The organism is Gilliamella sp. LMG 34361 (genome assembly GCF_984569075.1).
The window spans coordinates 1,755,872-1,773,617 of record NZ_OZ474903.1 but is presented as its reverse complement, the minus strand read 5'-3'; the positions used below and the strand labels follow the sequence as shown (position 1 = coordinate 1,773,617).

Below are 17,746 nucleotides of genomic sequence, written 5' to 3'. Positions count from 1 at the left end.
TATTGAGAAGTCTATACCATTTCTAAACTACCTACACGGCAGTGAACGTTTTTCGCAACAAATAAACTAATTAATAAATTTTCTAAACTACCTACACGGCAGTGAACGCAATGTCAATCCGCTGTAGATTTTCAAACTCTTTCTAAACTACCTACACGGCAGTGAACTGATTATCCGGTGGATATCGGGTATTGCGAATTTTCTAAACTACCTACACGGCAGTGAACGTGCAAGTCCCGTTAATTCCAATGTTGCGACCTTTCTAAACTACCTACACGGCAGTGAACAGTTTCCAATTATGGCTAACAGATTATTTTGATTTCTAAACTACCTACACGGCAGTGAACGCAGAATGACTATTCTGTATTCGCTCTGTGGGTTTCTAAACTACCTACACGGCAGTGAACGTATAGTTTAGTATAATTTATTAAAATTGAATTTTCTAAACTACCTACACGGCAGTGAACTTGATAACCTCGGAAAGAATACCGAAAATAAATTTCTAAACTACCTACACGGCAGTGAACTAGAACAATATATACTATAAACTCTGTTAGCAAAAAGGCAAAGTGCTATATGGCTTTTAAAAACCCTTTTTTAGAGAACTGAATTAATATATTGATTTTACTACCATTTTATATTAGCTAAAAAAAAGGGTTAGCCAGATAGTAATGATCACGTTACTTTAAACAAACCAAAAATCCTCCTTAACTCTTTGAAATTTTGTAACCTCAACCACTACAACCAAGCTTACTTTATTTTAACTTGATAAAATTTCATTATAGTCGTTATGAAAAATTATCATCCCGCCGACTTAGTCGACATTTTACGAAAAATTGAAAACCTGATTCGCCCTGGCGTTATTTATCAAACCAATGGCGACCGGGTGAAAGTCCGTACCGGTGAATTAATTACCGCGTGGTTACCTTGGTTCACTCATCGTGCTGGTAAAAGTCGTACCTGGTGGCGACCATCAGTTGGTGAGCAGGTATTCATTTTAAGCCCTGGTGGTAACTTAACGTTAGGTTGTGTATTACCGAGTATATTCAGTGATGCCAATCCCGCTCCCGCTAAATCTGAAGATGGTTATTTGGTGACATTTCCTGACGGTGCCTCATTTGAATATGAACCAGAAACCAGTCAATTAACCATTAAAGGGATCAAAACCGCCGTCATTGAAGCCAGTGAACAAATTACGGCTAAAGCTGGTAGCAAAATTCAGCTTGATACTCCATTAGTTGAATGTAGCGATCATGTAACATTCAAATCATTCAGTGCTAGCGGTGGCGGCGCCAAAGGTAGTACCGGCACATTAACCGGTAATGTTATTCACACTCAAGGGCAATTATCATCAAACGGTATTGTATTAGATTCTCACACCCACAGCGGCGTTAAAGCTGGTGGTGATTCAACAGGAAAACCGCAATGAGTTACATTGGCATGAACAGCAAATCAGGACGAACAATTACCGATATGGACCATATCAATCAGTCCATTAAAGATATTCTCACCACACCCATTGGTTCGAGAATTGAGCGACGTAATTACGGTTCGTTATTGTTTTTACTTTTAGATAACCCGAATACAGAAGCAACCAAACTACGTGTGATTTCGGCTACGGTATTAGCGCTTACTCAATGGGAACCACGAATAAAACTTGATACGGTCGATGTGTTCCCTGATAAAGAAAAATTAACCTTACAAATAACCGGTTCACGGATAGACAAGCCGAACCAAACCTTTAATAGCGAAATCGAGGTAGCAACATGGCAGCATTAACCGACCTTTCAAAATTACCCTCCCCAAATGTAATTGAATCCTTGGATTTTGAAGAGATCTTCAATCGTCGCAAAGCTAAATTCATTTCACTCTACAGTGAACAAGAACAGGAAGAAGTTGCCAAAACATTACAATTTGAAAGTGAGCCGATTGTCAAACTGTTACAAGAGAGCAGCTATTATGAACTGATTTTACGGCAACGAATCAACGAAGCCTCACAAGCATTAATGATTGCCCATGCTAAAGATCAGGATTTAGATAATTTAGGCGCCAACTTTAATGTTTATCGTCTAACTGTTCAAGCTGCCGACAATAGTGTCGTTCCGGCTATCAAAGAAATTAAAGAAGCTGATAGTGACTTTAGACTACGAATTCAATCAGCCTTTGAAGGGTTATCGGTTGCAGGCCCGCGCGCGGCGTATGAGTTTTTTGCTCGTAGTGCTGATGGACGAGTATTAGACGCCGCAGCAGAAAGCCCTTCCCCCGCCTGCGTCACTCTCGCAATTTTAGCACGGGATAATAATGGTGTTGCCTCGAATGAATTGATTGAAATTGTCAAAAAAGCGGTCAATCAAGATGATCGTCGGCCGATTGCTGACAGGGTGACCGTTAAATCAGTCGAATTAATTGACTATCAAATTAAAGCGAAACTTTACTTATATCCAGGTCCCGAATCAGAACCGATAAAAAAAACCGCCATGGATAATTTACAAGCTTACATTAGCGAAAAACATCGAATTGGCCGAAGGATCAGCCGAAGTGCTATCATCTCAGCGTTACATGTGGTTGGCGTACAACGAGTCGAACTTCAAGAACCGGCACAAGATATTATCATCAACCGAGAGCAAGCGAGTTATTGTTCAAACTATCAAATTGAGGTAGCAGGTTATGGCGAATAAAACGCTACTCCCCCCGACGGCTACCAAACTGGAGAAAAACCTTTCACAAGCGATTGTTTGTGAGCCACCAATACCACTACGCTCACTTTGGGATCCACAAACTTGTCCTTACGAATTACTTCCCTATCTGGCATGGCAATATAGTGTAGACCGTTGGGATGAAAACTGGTCTGAGGAGATCAAACGTAAAGTCATCGCCGAAGCCTTTGAAATCCATAAACTCAAAGGCACCAAAGAGGCAATTCGCCGAGCAGTCGAACCATTTGGTTTCTTAATCAAGATTATCGAGTGGTGGCAAAACAATCAAACGCCTGGCTCTTTTGGGCTGGAAATTGGGGTATTAGATAAAGGCATTACCGAAGAGTCTTATAACGAACTAAGCCGCATCATTGATGATGTCAAACCCGTATCACGTCAACTAACCAGATTGGCTATTCAGCTCGTATCTAAAGGTTCATTAACCATGGGAGCCAGTAGCTATGATGGCAATACTTTAGATATCTACCCTTATATTGCTGAAACCATCCCTACTCAATCTGAAAGCCATTTAGGCGCAACTATTCATTTAATCGATACAATGAGCATAACACCATGAATCAAACCTACTATACAATTATAACTAAACAAGGAGCGGCATTATTAGCCAATGCCACGGCACTTGGCATTCCACTTAAAATAACGCAAATGGCAGTCGGTGATGGCAACGGTAAGATACCGAAACCAAATGCAAGCCAAACTCAATTAGTTCACGAAGTCAGACGTGCTGCTGTCAACACTTTATTCGTTGATCAAGAAAACCCGAATCAAATTATTGCCGAACAGGTCATATCAGAAACCGATGGTGGTTGGTTTATTCATGAGATTGGCTTATTTGATGACAAAGGTAATCTAATCGCCGTAGGTAACTGTCCTGCTACATACAAGCCTAAATTAGTTGAAGGCAGTGGCCGAACGCAAGTAATTAGAATGGTCATTATTGTCGACAACACACAATCTGTCGAATTAAAAATCGACCCGGCTGTCGTCTTAGCTACACGGCAATATGTGGATGGACTAATTACTGCTAAAATGACAGCTCATGAAAAAACAACTAATCACCCAAATGCCACCACAAAATCAAAAGGTTTTGTGCAATTAAATTCAGCCACTAATTCAACAACTGAAAGCCAAGCGGCCACCCCCAAAGCGGTTCATGATGCTTATGAATATGCACGATTTTCTGACCAAAAAGCGCAATCTGCCTATGATCATGCCAGTAATGCTCACAATAGGATTAGCGATACCAATAATAAAGTCTCAAATCTATCAGATAAGTTTGCATTAAACGACTTTGAATCAAGAGTTTATTCTGCCGATAAACGTGTTTACATGTTGGTCAGAAATGATGGTGTAATGGGTATGTACAGTCGCGTAAAAAATGCATTTGTTTGGTATGTGAATCACGACGGCTGGATGGATGGTTATATTACATCAGATAGAATTGGTGGGTTAGATCAATTCGTTAGAGACAGAACCCCACCTGTAGGTGTACCGATGCCATGGCCTCAAGTTCATCCGCCAGCTGGATATTTTGAATGTAACGGCTCAACGTTCGATAAAAATAAATATCCAAAGCTAGCCGCTGCATACCCCTCGGGGAAACTACCAGATTTAAGAGGGGAATTTATTCGAGGATGGGATAACGCAAGAGGAGCCGACCCGTACCGCGTAATATTAGACTGGCAGGGTTGTATGATACAAAGCCACAACCATTCAACAGAGATCGGATATTATCATGAAGATGGTGTAGGCAATCCATGGGGATCAGGTAATAGTAAAAGACATGAAGGAAACTATTTATTCACAACAGCACTAACTGGTGGTAGAGAAACTCGCCCCCGCAATATCGCATTTATGTATATCGTTAAAGCAGAATAATAAAGGAAAGAGAAAAATGAAATACCAATTACAACCAGCATCAGCTGTATTAGATAAAAATGGCCAAGCCATCACCGCCGGTTGGGCAATTATTTATAATGTTGACGCCAAAGGTGAATTTTCACAAGCTACCTATCAATATTTACCTGTTGGCGTGGGTTTGCCGGCCAATGCCTACTTAGAAGCCCCGAAAAACGTGCAAGACAATCAAGCCATCATCCACAATGGCCAACAATGGACCTACCCTAAAGACTTACGTGGCACTACGATCTACTCTACCGAAACAGGCGCGGAAACGACTATGCAAGAGGTTGGTGACATTCCAGAAGGTTATACCACATTAAAACCAAATAGTGAATTTGACAAATGGGATGGTAAAAAATGGCAATTAGATAAAAATAAACAGCACCAATCGCAAATCAACCAAGCGACAACTCAAAAAAATCAACTCATTTCAGAAGCAACATCACAAATCAATTATTTACAAGATGCTGTTGATTCGCAAATCGCCAGCGAACAAGAAATTCAATTACTTGCTGAATGGAAAAAATACCGCGTGTTAGTCAATCGCATTGACGTACAACAAGCACCAAATATCGACTGGCCAAAACAGCCTAAATAGCGTTAATTGATAAACAAAAACCTTGGTCTTGTCACCAAGGTTTTTTTAATAATCTATCATTTCGTCAAACCTCACCTACGCCACTTGTAACCTAGTTTATTACATATCCATTTATTACCTCACTTCTTTAGATTATGTCACTATCGCAAGTAAACCATTTTATGAAATGCAAATCTTATGCAGTTTATAAAATATTCAAAAACTAGACATGACAACCGACACTAATAACGCATTCAATTGCCTTATGAGCGATTCGAATTTTTATTTATAGGATACAAATATGAGTCAAAAATTTTGTACATTAATAACCGAGCATGGTGCCGCCTTACTGGCAAATGCTACTGCTTTAGGTGTTCCGCTCAAATTAACTAAAATGGGGGTTGGTGATGGCAATAGTGATGCAACCACGCCAAATGCTACTCAAACCCGCCTTATTCATGAAGTCTTTAAAGCACAAATCAATACGTTAACTACAGATGCAAATAATCCAAATCAAATTATTGCTGAATTAATCATTCCGGAACATCATGGGGGATGGTTTATTAATGAAATCGGCTTATATGATGAGAACAATACTTTAGTTGCGGTCGGTAACTGCCCTGCTACCTATAAACCTCAATTGCCTGAAGGCTGTGGCCGTACACAAGTCATCCGCATGATTGTCGCCGTAGATAATGCGAGTGTTGTTGAACTAAAAATTGATCCGGCTGTTGTATTAGCCTCGCGTCAATATGTGGATAATCTAATTATTAACAAACTAGCAATCCATGAAAAATCAACCAATCACCCCAATGCAACCACTTCTTCAAAAGGTTTTGTACAACTAAACTCGGCGACCAATTCAACAATTGAAAGCCAAGCGGCCACCCCAAAAGCGGTTCATGATACTTTTGAATATGTTCGATTTACTGACCAAAAAGCGCAGTCTGCCTATGACCATGCAAGCGCCGCGCATAATCGAATTGATCCGATTGTAGATAAGTTTCAACCTTCCGGATTTGAAACACGAACGTATTCCCAAGATAAGCGATTTTACCATCTTGTTCGCGATGACGGACTTGTAGGCATGTATAGTTTAGTGAAAAACGGCTTTTCTTGGTATATCAATCATGATGGCTGGATAGATGGTTATATTACAGCAGATAGAATTGGTGGATTAGATGAATTTGTTAAAGAGCGTCTTTTACCAGTCGGAATTCCACAGCCTTGGCCTAGTGATCATCTCCCTGCCGGTTGGTTTGAATGTAATGGTTCACCATTTAATGTTAATCGTTTTCCTAAATTAGCAGCCGTCTATCCATGGGGAACTTTACCGGATTTGCGCGGGTTATTTATCCGAGGGAAAGATAACGGTCGAGGATTAGACCCTAATCGAGGCATTTTAAGTTATCAAGATGATGCAATTAGAAATATATGGGGCAACGTTTGGCCTATTTCAGAAACATTTGGTCAAAATGGTGGAACCGGTGATGGAGCATTTAGTTTTTTTGATGTACGTGCAAACGGAACGCCAACAAAAGTAGATTGGGGTCCTGCTGGTGGATTTAGTTTTGATGCATCGCGTGTAGTCCCTGTTTCACATGACAACCATCCGCGCAACGTTGCATTTATATACATAGTCAAAGCAGAATAATTAGGAGAACAAATAATGAAATACGAATTACAACCAGCATCAGCCGTATTAGATAAAAATGGATTAACCATCTCAGCCGGTTGGGCAATTATTTATAATGTTGACGCCAAAGGTGAATTTTCACAAGCTACCTATCAATATTTACCTGTTGGCGTGGGTTTGCCGGCCAATGCCTACTTAGAAGCCCCGAAAAACGTGCAAGACAATCAAGCCATCATCCACAATGGCCAACAATGGACCTACCCTAAAGACTTACGTGGCACTACGATCTACTCTACCGAAACTGGCGCGGAAACGACTATGCAAGAGGTTGGTGACATTCCTGAAGGTTATACCACCTTAAAACCAAATAGTGAATTTGACAAATGGGATGGCAAAAAATGGCAATTAGATAAAAATAAACAGCACCAATCGCAAGTCAACCAAGCGACAACCGAAAAAAATCAACTTATCGCGGAAGCAACATCACAAATCAATTATTTACAAGATGCAGTTGATTCGCAAATCGCCAGCGAACCAGAAATTCAATTACTCGCTGAATGGAAAAAATACCGCGTATTATTAAATCGCATTGATGTACAACAAGCACCAAATATCGACTGGCCAAAACAGCCTAAATAACGTTAACTGATAAAAGACCTTGGTTTAACCACCAAGGTTTTTCATTAATAGTTTCACTGTTCAAAAAACCTCTCCTACCCTACTTGTAATTTTTTTTATTACATATCCATTTATTAACTCACTTCCTTAGATTATGTCACTATCGTTAGCAAGCCACTTTATAAATAAAAGTCCTAGGACTGGATAAAGGATTCATAAACTGGCTTCTTAAAACCAAACAAGTAGCTCATTCGATCGCCTTAATGGCGATTCGAATTTTTATTTATAGGAATGAAAATATGAGTCAAAAATACTATACTCTAATTACCCAACAAGGCGCCGCATTACTGGCAAATGCGACCGCATCTGGTATGCCGCTCAAATTAACTAAGATGGGAGTTGGCGATGGTAATGGTAAAGCAACTACACCAAATGCCAGTCAAAACAGATTAGTTCATGAAGTCTATCAAGCACCCATTAACTCATTAACCATTGATGAAAATAATACAAATCAAATTATTGCCGAATTAATCATTCCGGAAAATCAAGGAGGATGGTTTATTCATGAAATTGGCTTATATGATGAGAATAACACCTTAGTTGCGGTGGGTAATTGCCCGGCTACCTACAAACCACAATTATCCGAAGGTAGTGGGCGAATGCAAGTCATTCGTATCATTATCATCGTTGATAACACTGATGCCATTGCCTTGAAAATTGACCCAGCAGTAATATTAGCCACTCGTCAATATGTTGATAATTTAATTACCGCTAGAATGACGGCTCATGAAAGATCAACCAACCATCCAACTGCGACCACTTCATCGAAAGGATTTGTGCAATTAAATTCCGCCACTGATTCAACCATTGAAAACCAAGCAGCAACCCCATTGGCAGTCAAAAAAGTAAATGAAGCTGTCAAAAGAGTGGATGAGAAAGTCACAAAAGTGGATGAGAGAGTCAACATAGTGAATGATATAGCTATGGCGGCAGTTAAACGTTCAGGCGATGATATAACTGGTGAGCTGAAAATAAAAGGTCACCCCGTATTAACTAAATATTCTTATGGAATTGGCTTTTCACATGTTTTAGGCAATGAATCCATAGATGAACCAAAGAACCACTATAGTGGTTTTTTATTCACTCAACAACAATCACAAGGGTGTAAACCATTCGATTATAGCCATGTAATGCGATCATTTGTTGGCGATTCATTTGGTGATATTGCCATTGACGTTTTAAGTAAGCGAGTTAAATACAGAGGTGTTATAACTTATGAACAAAACCCATATTATACTGGCGATTATAGTTGGAATGAATTTATCACCACAGCCAATGTTTCTAATTATATTCCTATCGGTGTGCCTTTGCCATGGCCAAATACTCAACTTCCTGCTGGTTGGTTCGAATGCAATGGTTCAATGTTTAATAAAAATCAATTTCCGAAACTCGCTGCCGCGTATCCATCTGGAATACTACCCGATTTACGGGGTGTATTTATACGAGGACTGGATAGCGGCTCTGGATTAGATCCGAATCGAGGTATTTTGAGTTATCAAGATGATGCAATTAGAAATATTTACGGTGAAATATCTCCAATCTCCGAGTCCTTTGGTACAAATCCAATAGCCACCGGCGCATTTAGATATTTTGAAAAACACACAAATAATACACCGATACATATCGATGTCGGCAGTGTTGGTGGTGTCACATTCGATGCGTCACGAGTTGTCCCTACAGCTAACGAAACCCGTCCCCGTAACGTCGCATATATGTATATTGTTAAAGCAGAATAAACAGGAGAAAAAATAATGAAATATGAATTACAACCAGCATCAGCCGTATTAGATAAAAATGGTTTAACCATCTCAGCCGGTTGGGCAATTATTTATAATGTTGACGCCAAAGGTGAGTTTTCACAAGCTACCTATCAATATTTACCTGTTGGCGTGGGTTTGCCGGCTAACGCTTACTTAGAAGTCCCGAAAAACGTGCAGGACAATCAAGCCATCATCCACAATGGCCAACAATGGACCTACCCTAAAGATTTACGCGGCACTACGATCTACTCTACCGAAACTGGAGTCGAAACGACTATGCAAGAGGTTGGTGACATTCCTGAAGGTTATACCACCTTAAAACCAGGCAGTGAATTTGACAAGTGGGATGGCAAAAAATGGCAATTAGATAAAAATAAACAGCACCAATCGCAAGTCAACCAAGCGACAACCGAAAAAAATCAACTTATCGCGGAAGCAACATCACAAATCAATTATTTACAAGATGCTGTTGATTCGCAAATCGCCAGCGAACAAGAAATTCAATTACTCGCTGAATGGAAGAAATTCCGCGTGCTATTAAATCGTATTGATGTACAACAAGCGCCAAATATTGATTGGCCAGATATGCCAAATAGCTAATTTCAATATTAATGACTGTCATTTACTTAGCTGATTTCCAATAATAAATGACAGTTTTTTGCCTGTTATATCAATCTAATCTGACAAACATTTTCGCTATAAATTGTAACAAATTTCGCTACAAATCCAATCACTAACCACTTTGTATTAAATATGCAAATATTGCCATGTACTTTAACTTTACAATATGTAAACCACAACGGAGAACTTATGGCTAACGATTATCATCACGGCGTCCGAGTCATCGAAATCAATGAAGGTTCACGCTCTATCAGAACAGTATCAACTGCTGTTATTGGTATTGTTTGTACTGGCGATGATGCCGATGCGACGCATTTTCCTCTTAACACCCCTGTTTTAATTACCAATGTCAATAGCGCAATCGGTAAAGCTGGTTCAACAGGTACACTAAAACCAACGCTAGAAGCAATTGCCGATCAGTGTTCACCAGTTATTGTTGCTGTTCGTGTTGAAACAGGTGCAACTGTTGCAGAAACAGAAGCAAATATTATTGGTACCACAACTGAAGACGGCAAATATACTGGTATGAAAGCACTACTTTCAGCACAAACGCAATTGAAAGTAAAACCACGTATTTTAGGTGTGCCTGGTTATGACTCATTACCTGTTGCAACAGCGCTAGTTTCATTAGCACAAAAATTACGTGCCTTTTGTTATGTATCTGCTTACGGCGCTAAAACCAAAGAACAAGCAGTACTTTATCGCGATAAATTAGGTGCGCGTGAAGCAATGGTAATTTGGCCTGATTTTGTCGGTTTCGACGCTACACAAAAACAAAATGTCACTTTAGCTGCAACGGCTAGAGCGTTAGGCCTACGTGCCCAAATCGACCAAAAAGTTGGCTGGCATAAGACATTATCAAATGTCCCTGTCAATGGCGTCACCGGCATTTCAAGCGACGTATTTTGGGATTTGCAAGAAGAAAGCTCAGATTCAAATTACTTAAACGAACACGATGTAACTACCTTAATTTGCAATCAAGGTTATCGCTTCTGGGGATCTCGCACTTGCTCAGCGGATACATTATTTGCATTTGAAAACTACACACGTACCGCTCAAGTATTAGCTGACACTATAGCTGAAGCTCAATTCCAATTAGTTGATGCACCAATGCATGCCTCATTAATTAAAGACTTAATTGAATCAATCAATAACAAATTCCGTGAATTAAAATCTAACGGCTACATTGTTGATGGTAAAGCATGGTTTGATCCTGAAGCTAATACCCCAGACATTCTAAAAGCAGGTAAATTATATATTGATTATGATTACACACCTGTCCCGCCACTTGAAAATCTTATGTTACGCCAACGCATTACCGATAAATATTTGGTTGAGCTGGCTAATTCAGTCGCCACTAACTAAGGAGAACAATTAAATGGCTCTACCTAAAAAACTCAAATACTTCAACGTCTACGTTAACGGAACCTCTTTTGCTGGTGAAGTTGAATCATTCACACCACCAAAACTAACCCGAAAATTTGAAAACTATCGCGGTGCCGGTATGCCTGGCAGTGTGCCAATCGACATGGGATATGAAGATGACGCATTAAATGTTGAATGGACAATCGGTGGCTTAGCTCACGAAGTGCTAAAACAGCATGGCGGCTTACTCAATGGTGTTACATTACGTTTTGCTGGTGCTTACCAAAAAGATGATAGTGAAGATTTTATTAAAGTCGAAATCATCGTTAACGGACGCCATAAAGAACAAGATCGTGGTGAACTCAAACAAGGTGAAAGCAACACAACCAAAATTACTACGCAATGTACTTACTATAAAGAGATCATCAACAACGAAGAAATTACTGAAATCGACCTAATTAACATGATCGACAAAGTAAACGGAGAAGATCGTCTATCAAAAGCACGTAATGCAATTGGATTATAACAATTAATTTAATCCTAATTAATCATTTAAATAAAAAAGCCCGCAAGGGCTTCTTACGAGGGGAAACAAATGACCAGCAGCAAAAAAATCACTTTAAAAAATGGAATTAAATCCGGTAAAACCACCATAACTGAATTTACTATTCGCAAACCAGTAACTGGTGATTTACGTGGTGTTAAATTACTCGAATTTATTGATTTAGATATCGACTCATTAGCAAAAGTATTACCACGCATTACCACACCATCAATTGCTGAACATGAAGTATATACTTTAGATTTAATTGACTTGTCGGAAATCACCAAAGAGGTAATCAATTTTTTGTCCCCGAACTCGAACGATGCCAACAAGGAATCCCCAACCGAGTAGAAGAGGCAATGGCAGATATTGCGCTAATCTTTCATTGGCAACCATCTGCCATGGATGAATTAAACTTATCTGAACTTATGGAGTGGCGAGAGCATGCACGCGTTAGAAACGGTACCAATAATCAACAATAATCAGGGAGTGAATTATTAAAAATAAAAGGTACCGTTTGACGCCATTGATTGTTAAATAATTTAAGAAAACAAATTAGTACTCAATCAATGCGCCCAACATAAACATCATTAATCAAAATCAGAAAATAAAAGTTTATTAATTATGGCCAACGAAAATAACAACAATTCAGAAGATGAAGAAAAAACAAGCTCGCAAAGTGAAAAACTAAAAGAGTTTGGCACAAATCTTGGTAAACCAATATTGAGTTCGGTTGGCTCCTTTATTGAACTTGAACAGGCTATGAATAAAGTCGCTAGGCAAGTTAAAGGGCTATATGACCTACAAGGCAAACCAACTGAACTATTTGACAGTATGAAAGAACAAATTCAATCACTAAGTCAACAAATACCAACTGCCAAAGGAGCATTAGATATTGCTGAACAGGTAGAATCCAATGCCAAATTAGGTCTAACCAAACAAAGTGACCCGCTAAGCGAACAACACAAACAACTACTAAACTTTACTAAAATCTCAGCAATTTCAGCCAATGCCTTTGGCTTACCAGCAAATGAGTTAGCCTCAGATCTGAGTGAAATTGCCAAATTATTTAATATTCCAATAGAAAATATTGAAAACTTAGCCGACACTATTAATTATCTAAGTGATAACACCGATGCTAATGTAGCAGATATCATAAGTTCACTAAAAAGTATGGATGATATTGCTGATAAACTCGATTTCAAACAAGTTATGGCATTAAATTCGGCATTCTTAAACCTAAATATAAAACCAGATGGTGCGATTGCCGCCACCAATGCTATTGTCAACAGTTTATCAAAAGCGACAACGCAATCGGAGCAATTCCAACAAACATTACAATCACTTGGATTTGATGCCACACAAATAGAAAAAAATATGTCAATCGATGCCATTGACACAATACAAAAAGTACTAACAACCATTAAACAACAGAATACTACCCAACAAACAGAAATCCTTAGTCAGTTATTTGGAAGTGAGCAAGCCCAAAACACCGGCAAACTTACCAATAATTTGCCTTTACTCACCCAACAACAATCAGTAATTAATAACCCCAATGCCATGGGTTCTTTACAAATAAAAGCAAATATTGACAGTAAAAGTTTTGCGTCACAATTTGAAATATTAAAAGCCACACTAACTAATATCTCAAGTTCTATGGGTGGATCCATGCAAGGACCAATAGCTAGTGCAATGCCATGGTTAACCGAGCTAACAGCAAGTACTCAGCAATGGGTAAATAACCACCCTACTTTTGTTGCTACCTTTATGGAAATAATTTCAATCTGCTCCATGGCAAGTACAGCATTAGGTACATTAGGCGACATTCCTATTAGAGACTTAATCAATGCATTTAAAAGTTTAGGCACGGTTATCACAACAGTTAGTCAAGCATTTTCACTTAGCACTATCGGCCTCGTTGTTATGGCCATCGCTGCTTCCGCACTGCTAATTCGCAAATTCTGGGAACCAATTAGCGCATTCTTCACGGGTTTCTGGCAAGGGCTCACCAATGAAATACAGCCAGTTATTGATGCTTTCTCATTCTTAGGTCCGATATTTACCGCTATAGGTGATGCAATAGGCGGAGTAATCAACTGGTTTAGTGAATTATTATCACCAATGAAACTCACAGATGAACAGTTTGAAAGCTGTAAATCGGCCGGAACCTCTTTTGGTTCTGTTGTGGGTAGTATCCTTATGGCACCAATCAGACTATTTGAAAGTCTTTCAAAAATAGTCGGTGAAACCTGGGATCTTATTATGTCATTACCTGACAAAATAAAAGATCTACCTGACAAAATAGGACAAATTTTCACTGGTGAAAATGGATTATTCAATAAGTTTTTAAAAATAGGCGCAGATATTATCGACGGAATAATAAACGGTATCAATAATGCTTGGAACAGTTTAAAGGAAAGTATATCTAATCTTGGTAGTAACATTTGCAGTTGGTTCAAATCAAAACTTGGCATTAACTCACCATCGACAGTCTTTAAAGAATTTGGCGTTAACACCATTGAAGGCTATCAAATTGGGGTTGATGAAACGCAAGATACCGCTTTAGACTCAATGAGTAAATTTGCTGATAAAGTTAGTACCAATGCGCCGCAGATTCCAACCAATATCGCGAATAATAAACCAAATACTAATAGCAATTCAGCGATTAACACTATTCAAGGTGGAACATCACAATATTACATTACCATCAATGCCGCACCAGGTATGAATGAAGAAGAAATCGCTAGAGTCATCACTCAAGAACTCGATCGTCGAGAACAACAACAATTATTTCAAATTAGAAGCAGCTTAAGGGATATCTACTAAAATGATGATGTGTTACGGCTTTTTTGTTTTCAGCTTAAAAACATTACCCTACCAAGAAATGACATTAAACAAAAGTTGGAACTGGGCAAGCAATAATAGGGTCAACAAACGCTCAGCACTACAGTTTACCGGCCCAAATAACGAAACCATTACCTTATCGGGTTCAGTATTCAGCGAATTAACCCATGGTAGAGTCAGCCTTGAAGTCTTAGAACGTATGGCTTATTTATCTGTACCACTGCCGCTTATTCAAGGCGATGGAGTACCGCTTGGCTTTTTTGTATTAAATGGTGTCGAAAGAAAATACACCGAGCTCGATCGTCACGGGGCTCCACGAAAAATCAACTTCACCATAAAACTAACTAAAGTTGACATTTCAGACTTCTTTGATGAGGGTATAATCAAAGATATTATTGATATTATTGATATTATTATATAGGTATAACATGGCAAAACCATATTTTAAAATTATCTTATTAGATGATGAGCAGCGAGAAGATATTACCGAAAAATTTGATAATCGTCTTATATCAATGACACTGGTCGATAAAAATGGATTTCAAGCAGACACAATCACTATAGTCATTGACGATTCCGATCAGAAAGTCAATTTACCCAATCGAGGGGCTAAATTGGAAATTACCCTTGGTTGGAAAGCAGATAAGCCAAAAACCACGATTGACGCTCAAGAAGCGAAAATCTTTGAAGCAAATATAAAAAATGTATTTACCATTACGCAAGTTACCCATTCTGGTACACCAGATATCATTACTCTGCAAGGTTCAAGTACCAATCTAAAAGACGGAACCGCCCTAGAACCTCAGGAAAAATCTTATCACAACCTCACCCTAGGTGAGATAATCACCGAGATTGCTATACGCAACAAGTTACCTTATCGCTATGATAAATTGATAGGTTCTAACTTCATACCACATATTGACCAAACAAATGAATCAGATAGCTCATTTCTTACTCGATTAATTAATGACTATGGAGGGGGCGTAACGATTAAAAATGATATGTTAATCGTGTTTAATAAAGGTCAAGGGATGACCGTAAATGGCAAAAAAATCCCAACGGCTAAAATCAAAAGAGCATCTGGAGACAAGCACAGCTTCACATTCATTGATACTCCATATTTAGGTGTAAAAGCCTATTGGTATAATTACAAAAAGCCAACAAAAAAACCATACAAAATTATTTGTAAACAACAAATTGAAAAAAGTAAAGTTCACATTGCAAAGTCAAAACCAAAGAACCTCAACGAAAAAGAAATCAAAGAACTCAAATATGTTTATGCCAATGAAGAGAGTGCAACAGCAGCAGCAAAAAGTGAATTGAAAAAAATTCAACAAGGAATAGCACAATTTAAACTCAAACTTGCTTTAGGCCGTCCCGACCTATTTAGTGAAATGCCGGTTGAAGTAGATGGATTTAAACCAGAAATAAACTCAACAAATTGGACTATCGCATCATGTACACATTCATTAAGTAAAAGTAGTGGATTTACTACTGAATTAGAATTACAAATAAAACCTGAAGAAGAAAGTTACGAAAATATCTTAAAATAGTGCCCACAAAGCACAGCAAACCAACTTAAGTTAAGTTTAATTTTGTTTTAAATACTTAGCAAATGATGACTCTTACCAAGAGTCATCCATTAAACCCCAAAAAAACAGATAAAATCAATAGATAACCAAGTTATCGCTTAGCTAAACTTCATCACCAATTAACAAAAGACATGGCAAAAAAATAAAAATAGAAAAACACTAGACTTAAACTTAAATTAATGTAAAATTAACTAAAGTTTAATTCAAAGGGGTTAGTCACATGAAATGTCCACATTGCCGAAACAAAACATTTATTCGATCTAGTGAAGAAATTAGCAATTTAACTCGCAAACAGTATTACCAATGTTCCAACATATATTGTGGACATACTTTTACTGCAATGCAATCAATCGCTGAAACGATTGTACCAAGCGCAATCCCAGACCCAAAAGTCAACATCCCAATATCGCCCTACAGCCGACACGCCAAAAAAGCCTAAACCATCACCAGATTGCACCAAACAGCAATCTGGTGCCCTCTCCCAATCAAAACATCTACTAACGACACAACGACTATTATCATAAACAGATAGCCTTCATGGTGGCAACCGCCCGTGATTGCAGAGGAACAACCTAATTTACTAAACGGAAATACTTAACCATCATACTATTAACTATTAACTATTAACTATTAACTATTAACTATTAACTATTAACTATTAACTATTAACTATTAACTATCAAGATTAAAAAGTTAAACCGAAAAAAATCAACCGCCATTTTATCGCCACAACCAAAAATAACACATAAAAGAAAACATTATTAAGATAGATAACTGATTGAATTTAAAGATGTTCGGTGGTGGCCCCTACTGGACTTGAACCAGTGACCAATCGATTATGAGTCGACTGCTCTGACCAACTGAGCTAAGGGGCCATGTTTTGATGTGCTACTGACTTAGTAGGCTTGCGATTATAATAGAGTTAAATTTAATTTGCTACAATTAATTAACTAAATAGGTTGATTTGATTAATTATTAAGCTAACATCTATCAAAATATCATCATTTTTAATAAGCGATATTTTTTAATTGATTAACCTGATACAATGCTGTTAACAATTATTACAAATGCACCTTATATTGGTTGGGGAAATATTATGTCTATCAAAATTCTTGTTATTAGTGCAGCTTTATCAACTGCGCTGTTTTTAAATGGTTGTAGTAGCTCTAATTATCAAGCCACTTCAGCTGGTCGACAAGTTCAGTTTATTGATACCAAACCTGCATCTACTTGCCAATTTATTGGTAAAGCTGAAGGTCGTCGTGGTACTTTCTTTTCTGGTTTAAGGACCCATAGTGAGTTGATTCGTGATGCGGCAACAGATCTGATGAATAAAGCTGCAGCAATGGGTGGGAATGTGATTTATAACGCACAAGATGCATCTTTACAGTATGTTTCAGACATTGCTCCGACCGATGCCGTAATGACTGGTGAAGTTTATAGTTGTAAATAAGAAATTAGCAAATAAAAAAGGGATACTATCCCTTTTTTATTAAAATTTGCCAAT

General features: G+C 38.3%; 19 protein-coding genes, 1 tRNA gene and 1 CRISPR repeat array (1 of these 21 only partly in view). Of the genes, 19 read left to right on the top strand and 1 reads right to left on the bottom strand.

The genetic code is table 11. From position 1 onward, the window contains the following. Positions 1-527: direct repeats of the CRISPR family, unit length 28 nt; unit sequence TTTCTAAACTACCTACACGGCAGTGAAC; it reaches 41 nt to the left of the window's first position. 263 nt (positions 528-790) lie between these two features. From AC5LXI_RS08425 to AC5LXI_RS08340, 18 genes are all read left to right on the top strand, one after another. Beyond that, positions 791-1,429, top strand: coding sequence for a phage baseplate assembly protein V (locus AC5LXI_RS08425; protein ID WP_493441929.1), 639 nt, complete (start codon positions 791-793; stop codon positions 1,427-1,429). After that, positions 1,426-1,779, top strand: coding sequence for a GPW/gp25 family protein (locus tag AC5LXI_RS08420; RefSeq protein ID WP_034882260.1), 354 nt, complete (start codon positions 1,426-1,428; stop codon positions 1,777-1,779). Before AC5LXI_RS08425 ends, AC5LXI_RS08420 begins: the two co-directional genes overlap by 4 nt. Further along, positions 1,767-2,678 (top strand): baseplate J/gp47 family protein, encoded by a 912-nt coding sequence (locus tag AC5LXI_RS08415; protein WP_493441928.1) that lies wholly within the window; start codon positions 1,767-1,769, stop codon positions 2,676-2,678. The genes AC5LXI_RS08420 and AC5LXI_RS08415 overlap by 13 nt, the downstream gene beginning before the upstream one ends. After that, on the top strand, positions 2,668-3,273 hold the full coding sequence (locus tag AC5LXI_RS08410) for a phage tail protein I (RefSeq protein ID WP_493441927.1): 606 nt from the start codon (positions 2,668-2,670) through the stop codon (positions 3,271-3,273). The genes AC5LXI_RS08415 and AC5LXI_RS08410 overlap by 11 nt, the downstream gene beginning before the upstream one ends. Further along, positions 3,270-4,595: a phage tail-collar fiber domain-containing protein gene (locus AC5LXI_RS08405; RefSeq protein ID WP_493441926.1), complete on the top strand. Its 1,326-nt coding sequence runs from the start codon at positions 3,270-3,272 to the stop codon at positions 4,593-4,595. Before AC5LXI_RS08410 ends, AC5LXI_RS08405 begins: the two co-directional genes overlap by 4 nt. Positions 4,596-4,611: 16 nt before the next feature. Further along, on the top strand, positions 4,612-5,217 hold the full coding sequence (locus AC5LXI_RS08400; protein ID WP_493441925.1) for a tail fiber assembly protein: 606 nt from the start codon (positions 4,612-4,614) through the stop codon (positions 5,215-5,217). 280 nt (positions 5,218-5,497) lie between these two features. Continuing rightward, positions 5,498-6,850, top strand: a complete 1,353-nt coding sequence (locus AC5LXI_RS08395) for a phage tail-collar fiber domain-containing protein (RefSeq protein WP_493441924.1) — start codon at positions 5,498-5,500, stop codon at positions 6,848-6,850. A gap of 15 nt (positions 6,851-6,865) precedes the next feature. Further along, the gene (locus AC5LXI_RS08390) at positions 6,866-7,471 is read left to right on the top strand and encodes a tail fiber assembly protein (protein ID WP_493441923.1); all 606 of its coding nucleotides are present in this window, start codon (positions 6,866-6,868) and stop codon (positions 7,469-7,471) included. 278 nt (positions 7,472-7,749) lie between these two features. After that, entirely contained in the window at positions 7,750-9,246 is a 1,497-nt protein-coding gene (locus AC5LXI_RS08385) for a phage tail-collar fiber domain-containing protein (RefSeq protein WP_493441922.1), read from the top strand. Between the two features lie 15 nt (positions 9,247-9,261). Then, a complete protein-coding gene (locus tag AC5LXI_RS08380; protein WP_493441921.1) occupies positions 9,262-9,870 on the top strand; it encodes a tail fiber assembly protein in 609 nt (202 codons plus the stop codon). 210 nt (positions 9,871-10,080) lie between these two features. After that, the gene (locus AC5LXI_RS08375; RefSeq protein ID WP_493441920.1) at positions 10,081-11,256 is read left to right on the top strand and encodes a phage tail sheath protein; all 1,176 of its coding nucleotides are present in this window, start codon (positions 10,081-10,083) and stop codon (positions 11,254-11,256) included. 13 nt (positions 11,257-11,269) lie between these two features. Next, a complete protein-coding gene (locus tag AC5LXI_RS08370) occupies positions 11,270-11,782 on the top strand; it encodes a phage major tail tube protein (RefSeq protein WP_493441919.1) in 513 nt (170 codons plus the stop codon). 69 nt (positions 11,783-11,851) lie between these two features. Further along, positions 11,852-12,151 (top strand): phage tail assembly protein, encoded by a 300-nt coding sequence (locus tag AC5LXI_RS08365; RefSeq protein WP_493441918.1) that lies wholly within the window; start codon positions 11,852-11,854, stop codon positions 12,149-12,151. 8 nt (positions 12,152-12,159) lie between these two features. Beyond that, positions 12,160-12,282: a GpE family phage tail protein gene (locus AC5LXI_RS08360; protein ID WP_110423389.1), complete on the top strand. Its 123-nt coding sequence runs from the start codon at positions 12,160-12,162 to the stop codon at positions 12,280-12,282. Positions 12,283-12,424: 142 nt separating this feature from the next. Further along, positions 12,425-14,629, top strand: coding sequence for a phage tail tape measure protein (locus AC5LXI_RS08355; protein ID WP_493441917.1), 2,205 nt, complete (start codon positions 12,425-12,427; stop codon positions 14,627-14,629). Position 14,630: 1 nt separating this feature from the next. Continuing rightward, a complete protein-coding gene (locus tag AC5LXI_RS08350; protein ID WP_493441916.1) occupies positions 14,631-15,068 on the top strand; it encodes a phage tail protein in 438 nt (145 codons plus the stop codon). Between the two features lie 7 nt (positions 15,069-15,075). Continuing rightward, complete coding sequence (locus AC5LXI_RS08345; RefSeq protein WP_493441915.1) at positions 15,076-16,200, top strand: contractile injection system protein, VgrG/Pvc8 family; 1,125 nt, start codon at positions 15,076-15,078, stop codon at positions 16,198-16,200. A gap of 259 nt (positions 16,201-16,459) precedes the next feature. Continuing rightward, positions 16,460-16,678, top strand: a complete 219-nt coding sequence (locus AC5LXI_RS08340) for an Ogr/Delta-like zinc finger protein (RefSeq protein ID WP_493441914.1) — start codon at positions 16,460-16,462, stop codon at positions 16,676-16,678. A gap of 359 nt (positions 16,679-17,037) precedes the next feature. Here the strand turns inward: AC5LXI_RS08340 and AC5LXI_RS08335 are convergent. Beyond that, positions 17,038-17,114, bottom strand: a tRNA-Ile gene (locus tag AC5LXI_RS08335). Between the two features lie 221 nt (positions 17,115-17,335). Between AC5LXI_RS08335 and AC5LXI_RS08330 the strand changes: the two genes are divergently transcribed. Continuing rightward, a complete protein-coding gene (locus tag AC5LXI_RS08330; protein WP_493441913.1) occupies positions 17,336-17,692 on the top strand; it encodes a DUF4156 domain-containing protein in 357 nt (118 codons plus the stop codon). Positions 17,693-17,746 lie beyond the last annotated feature (54 nt).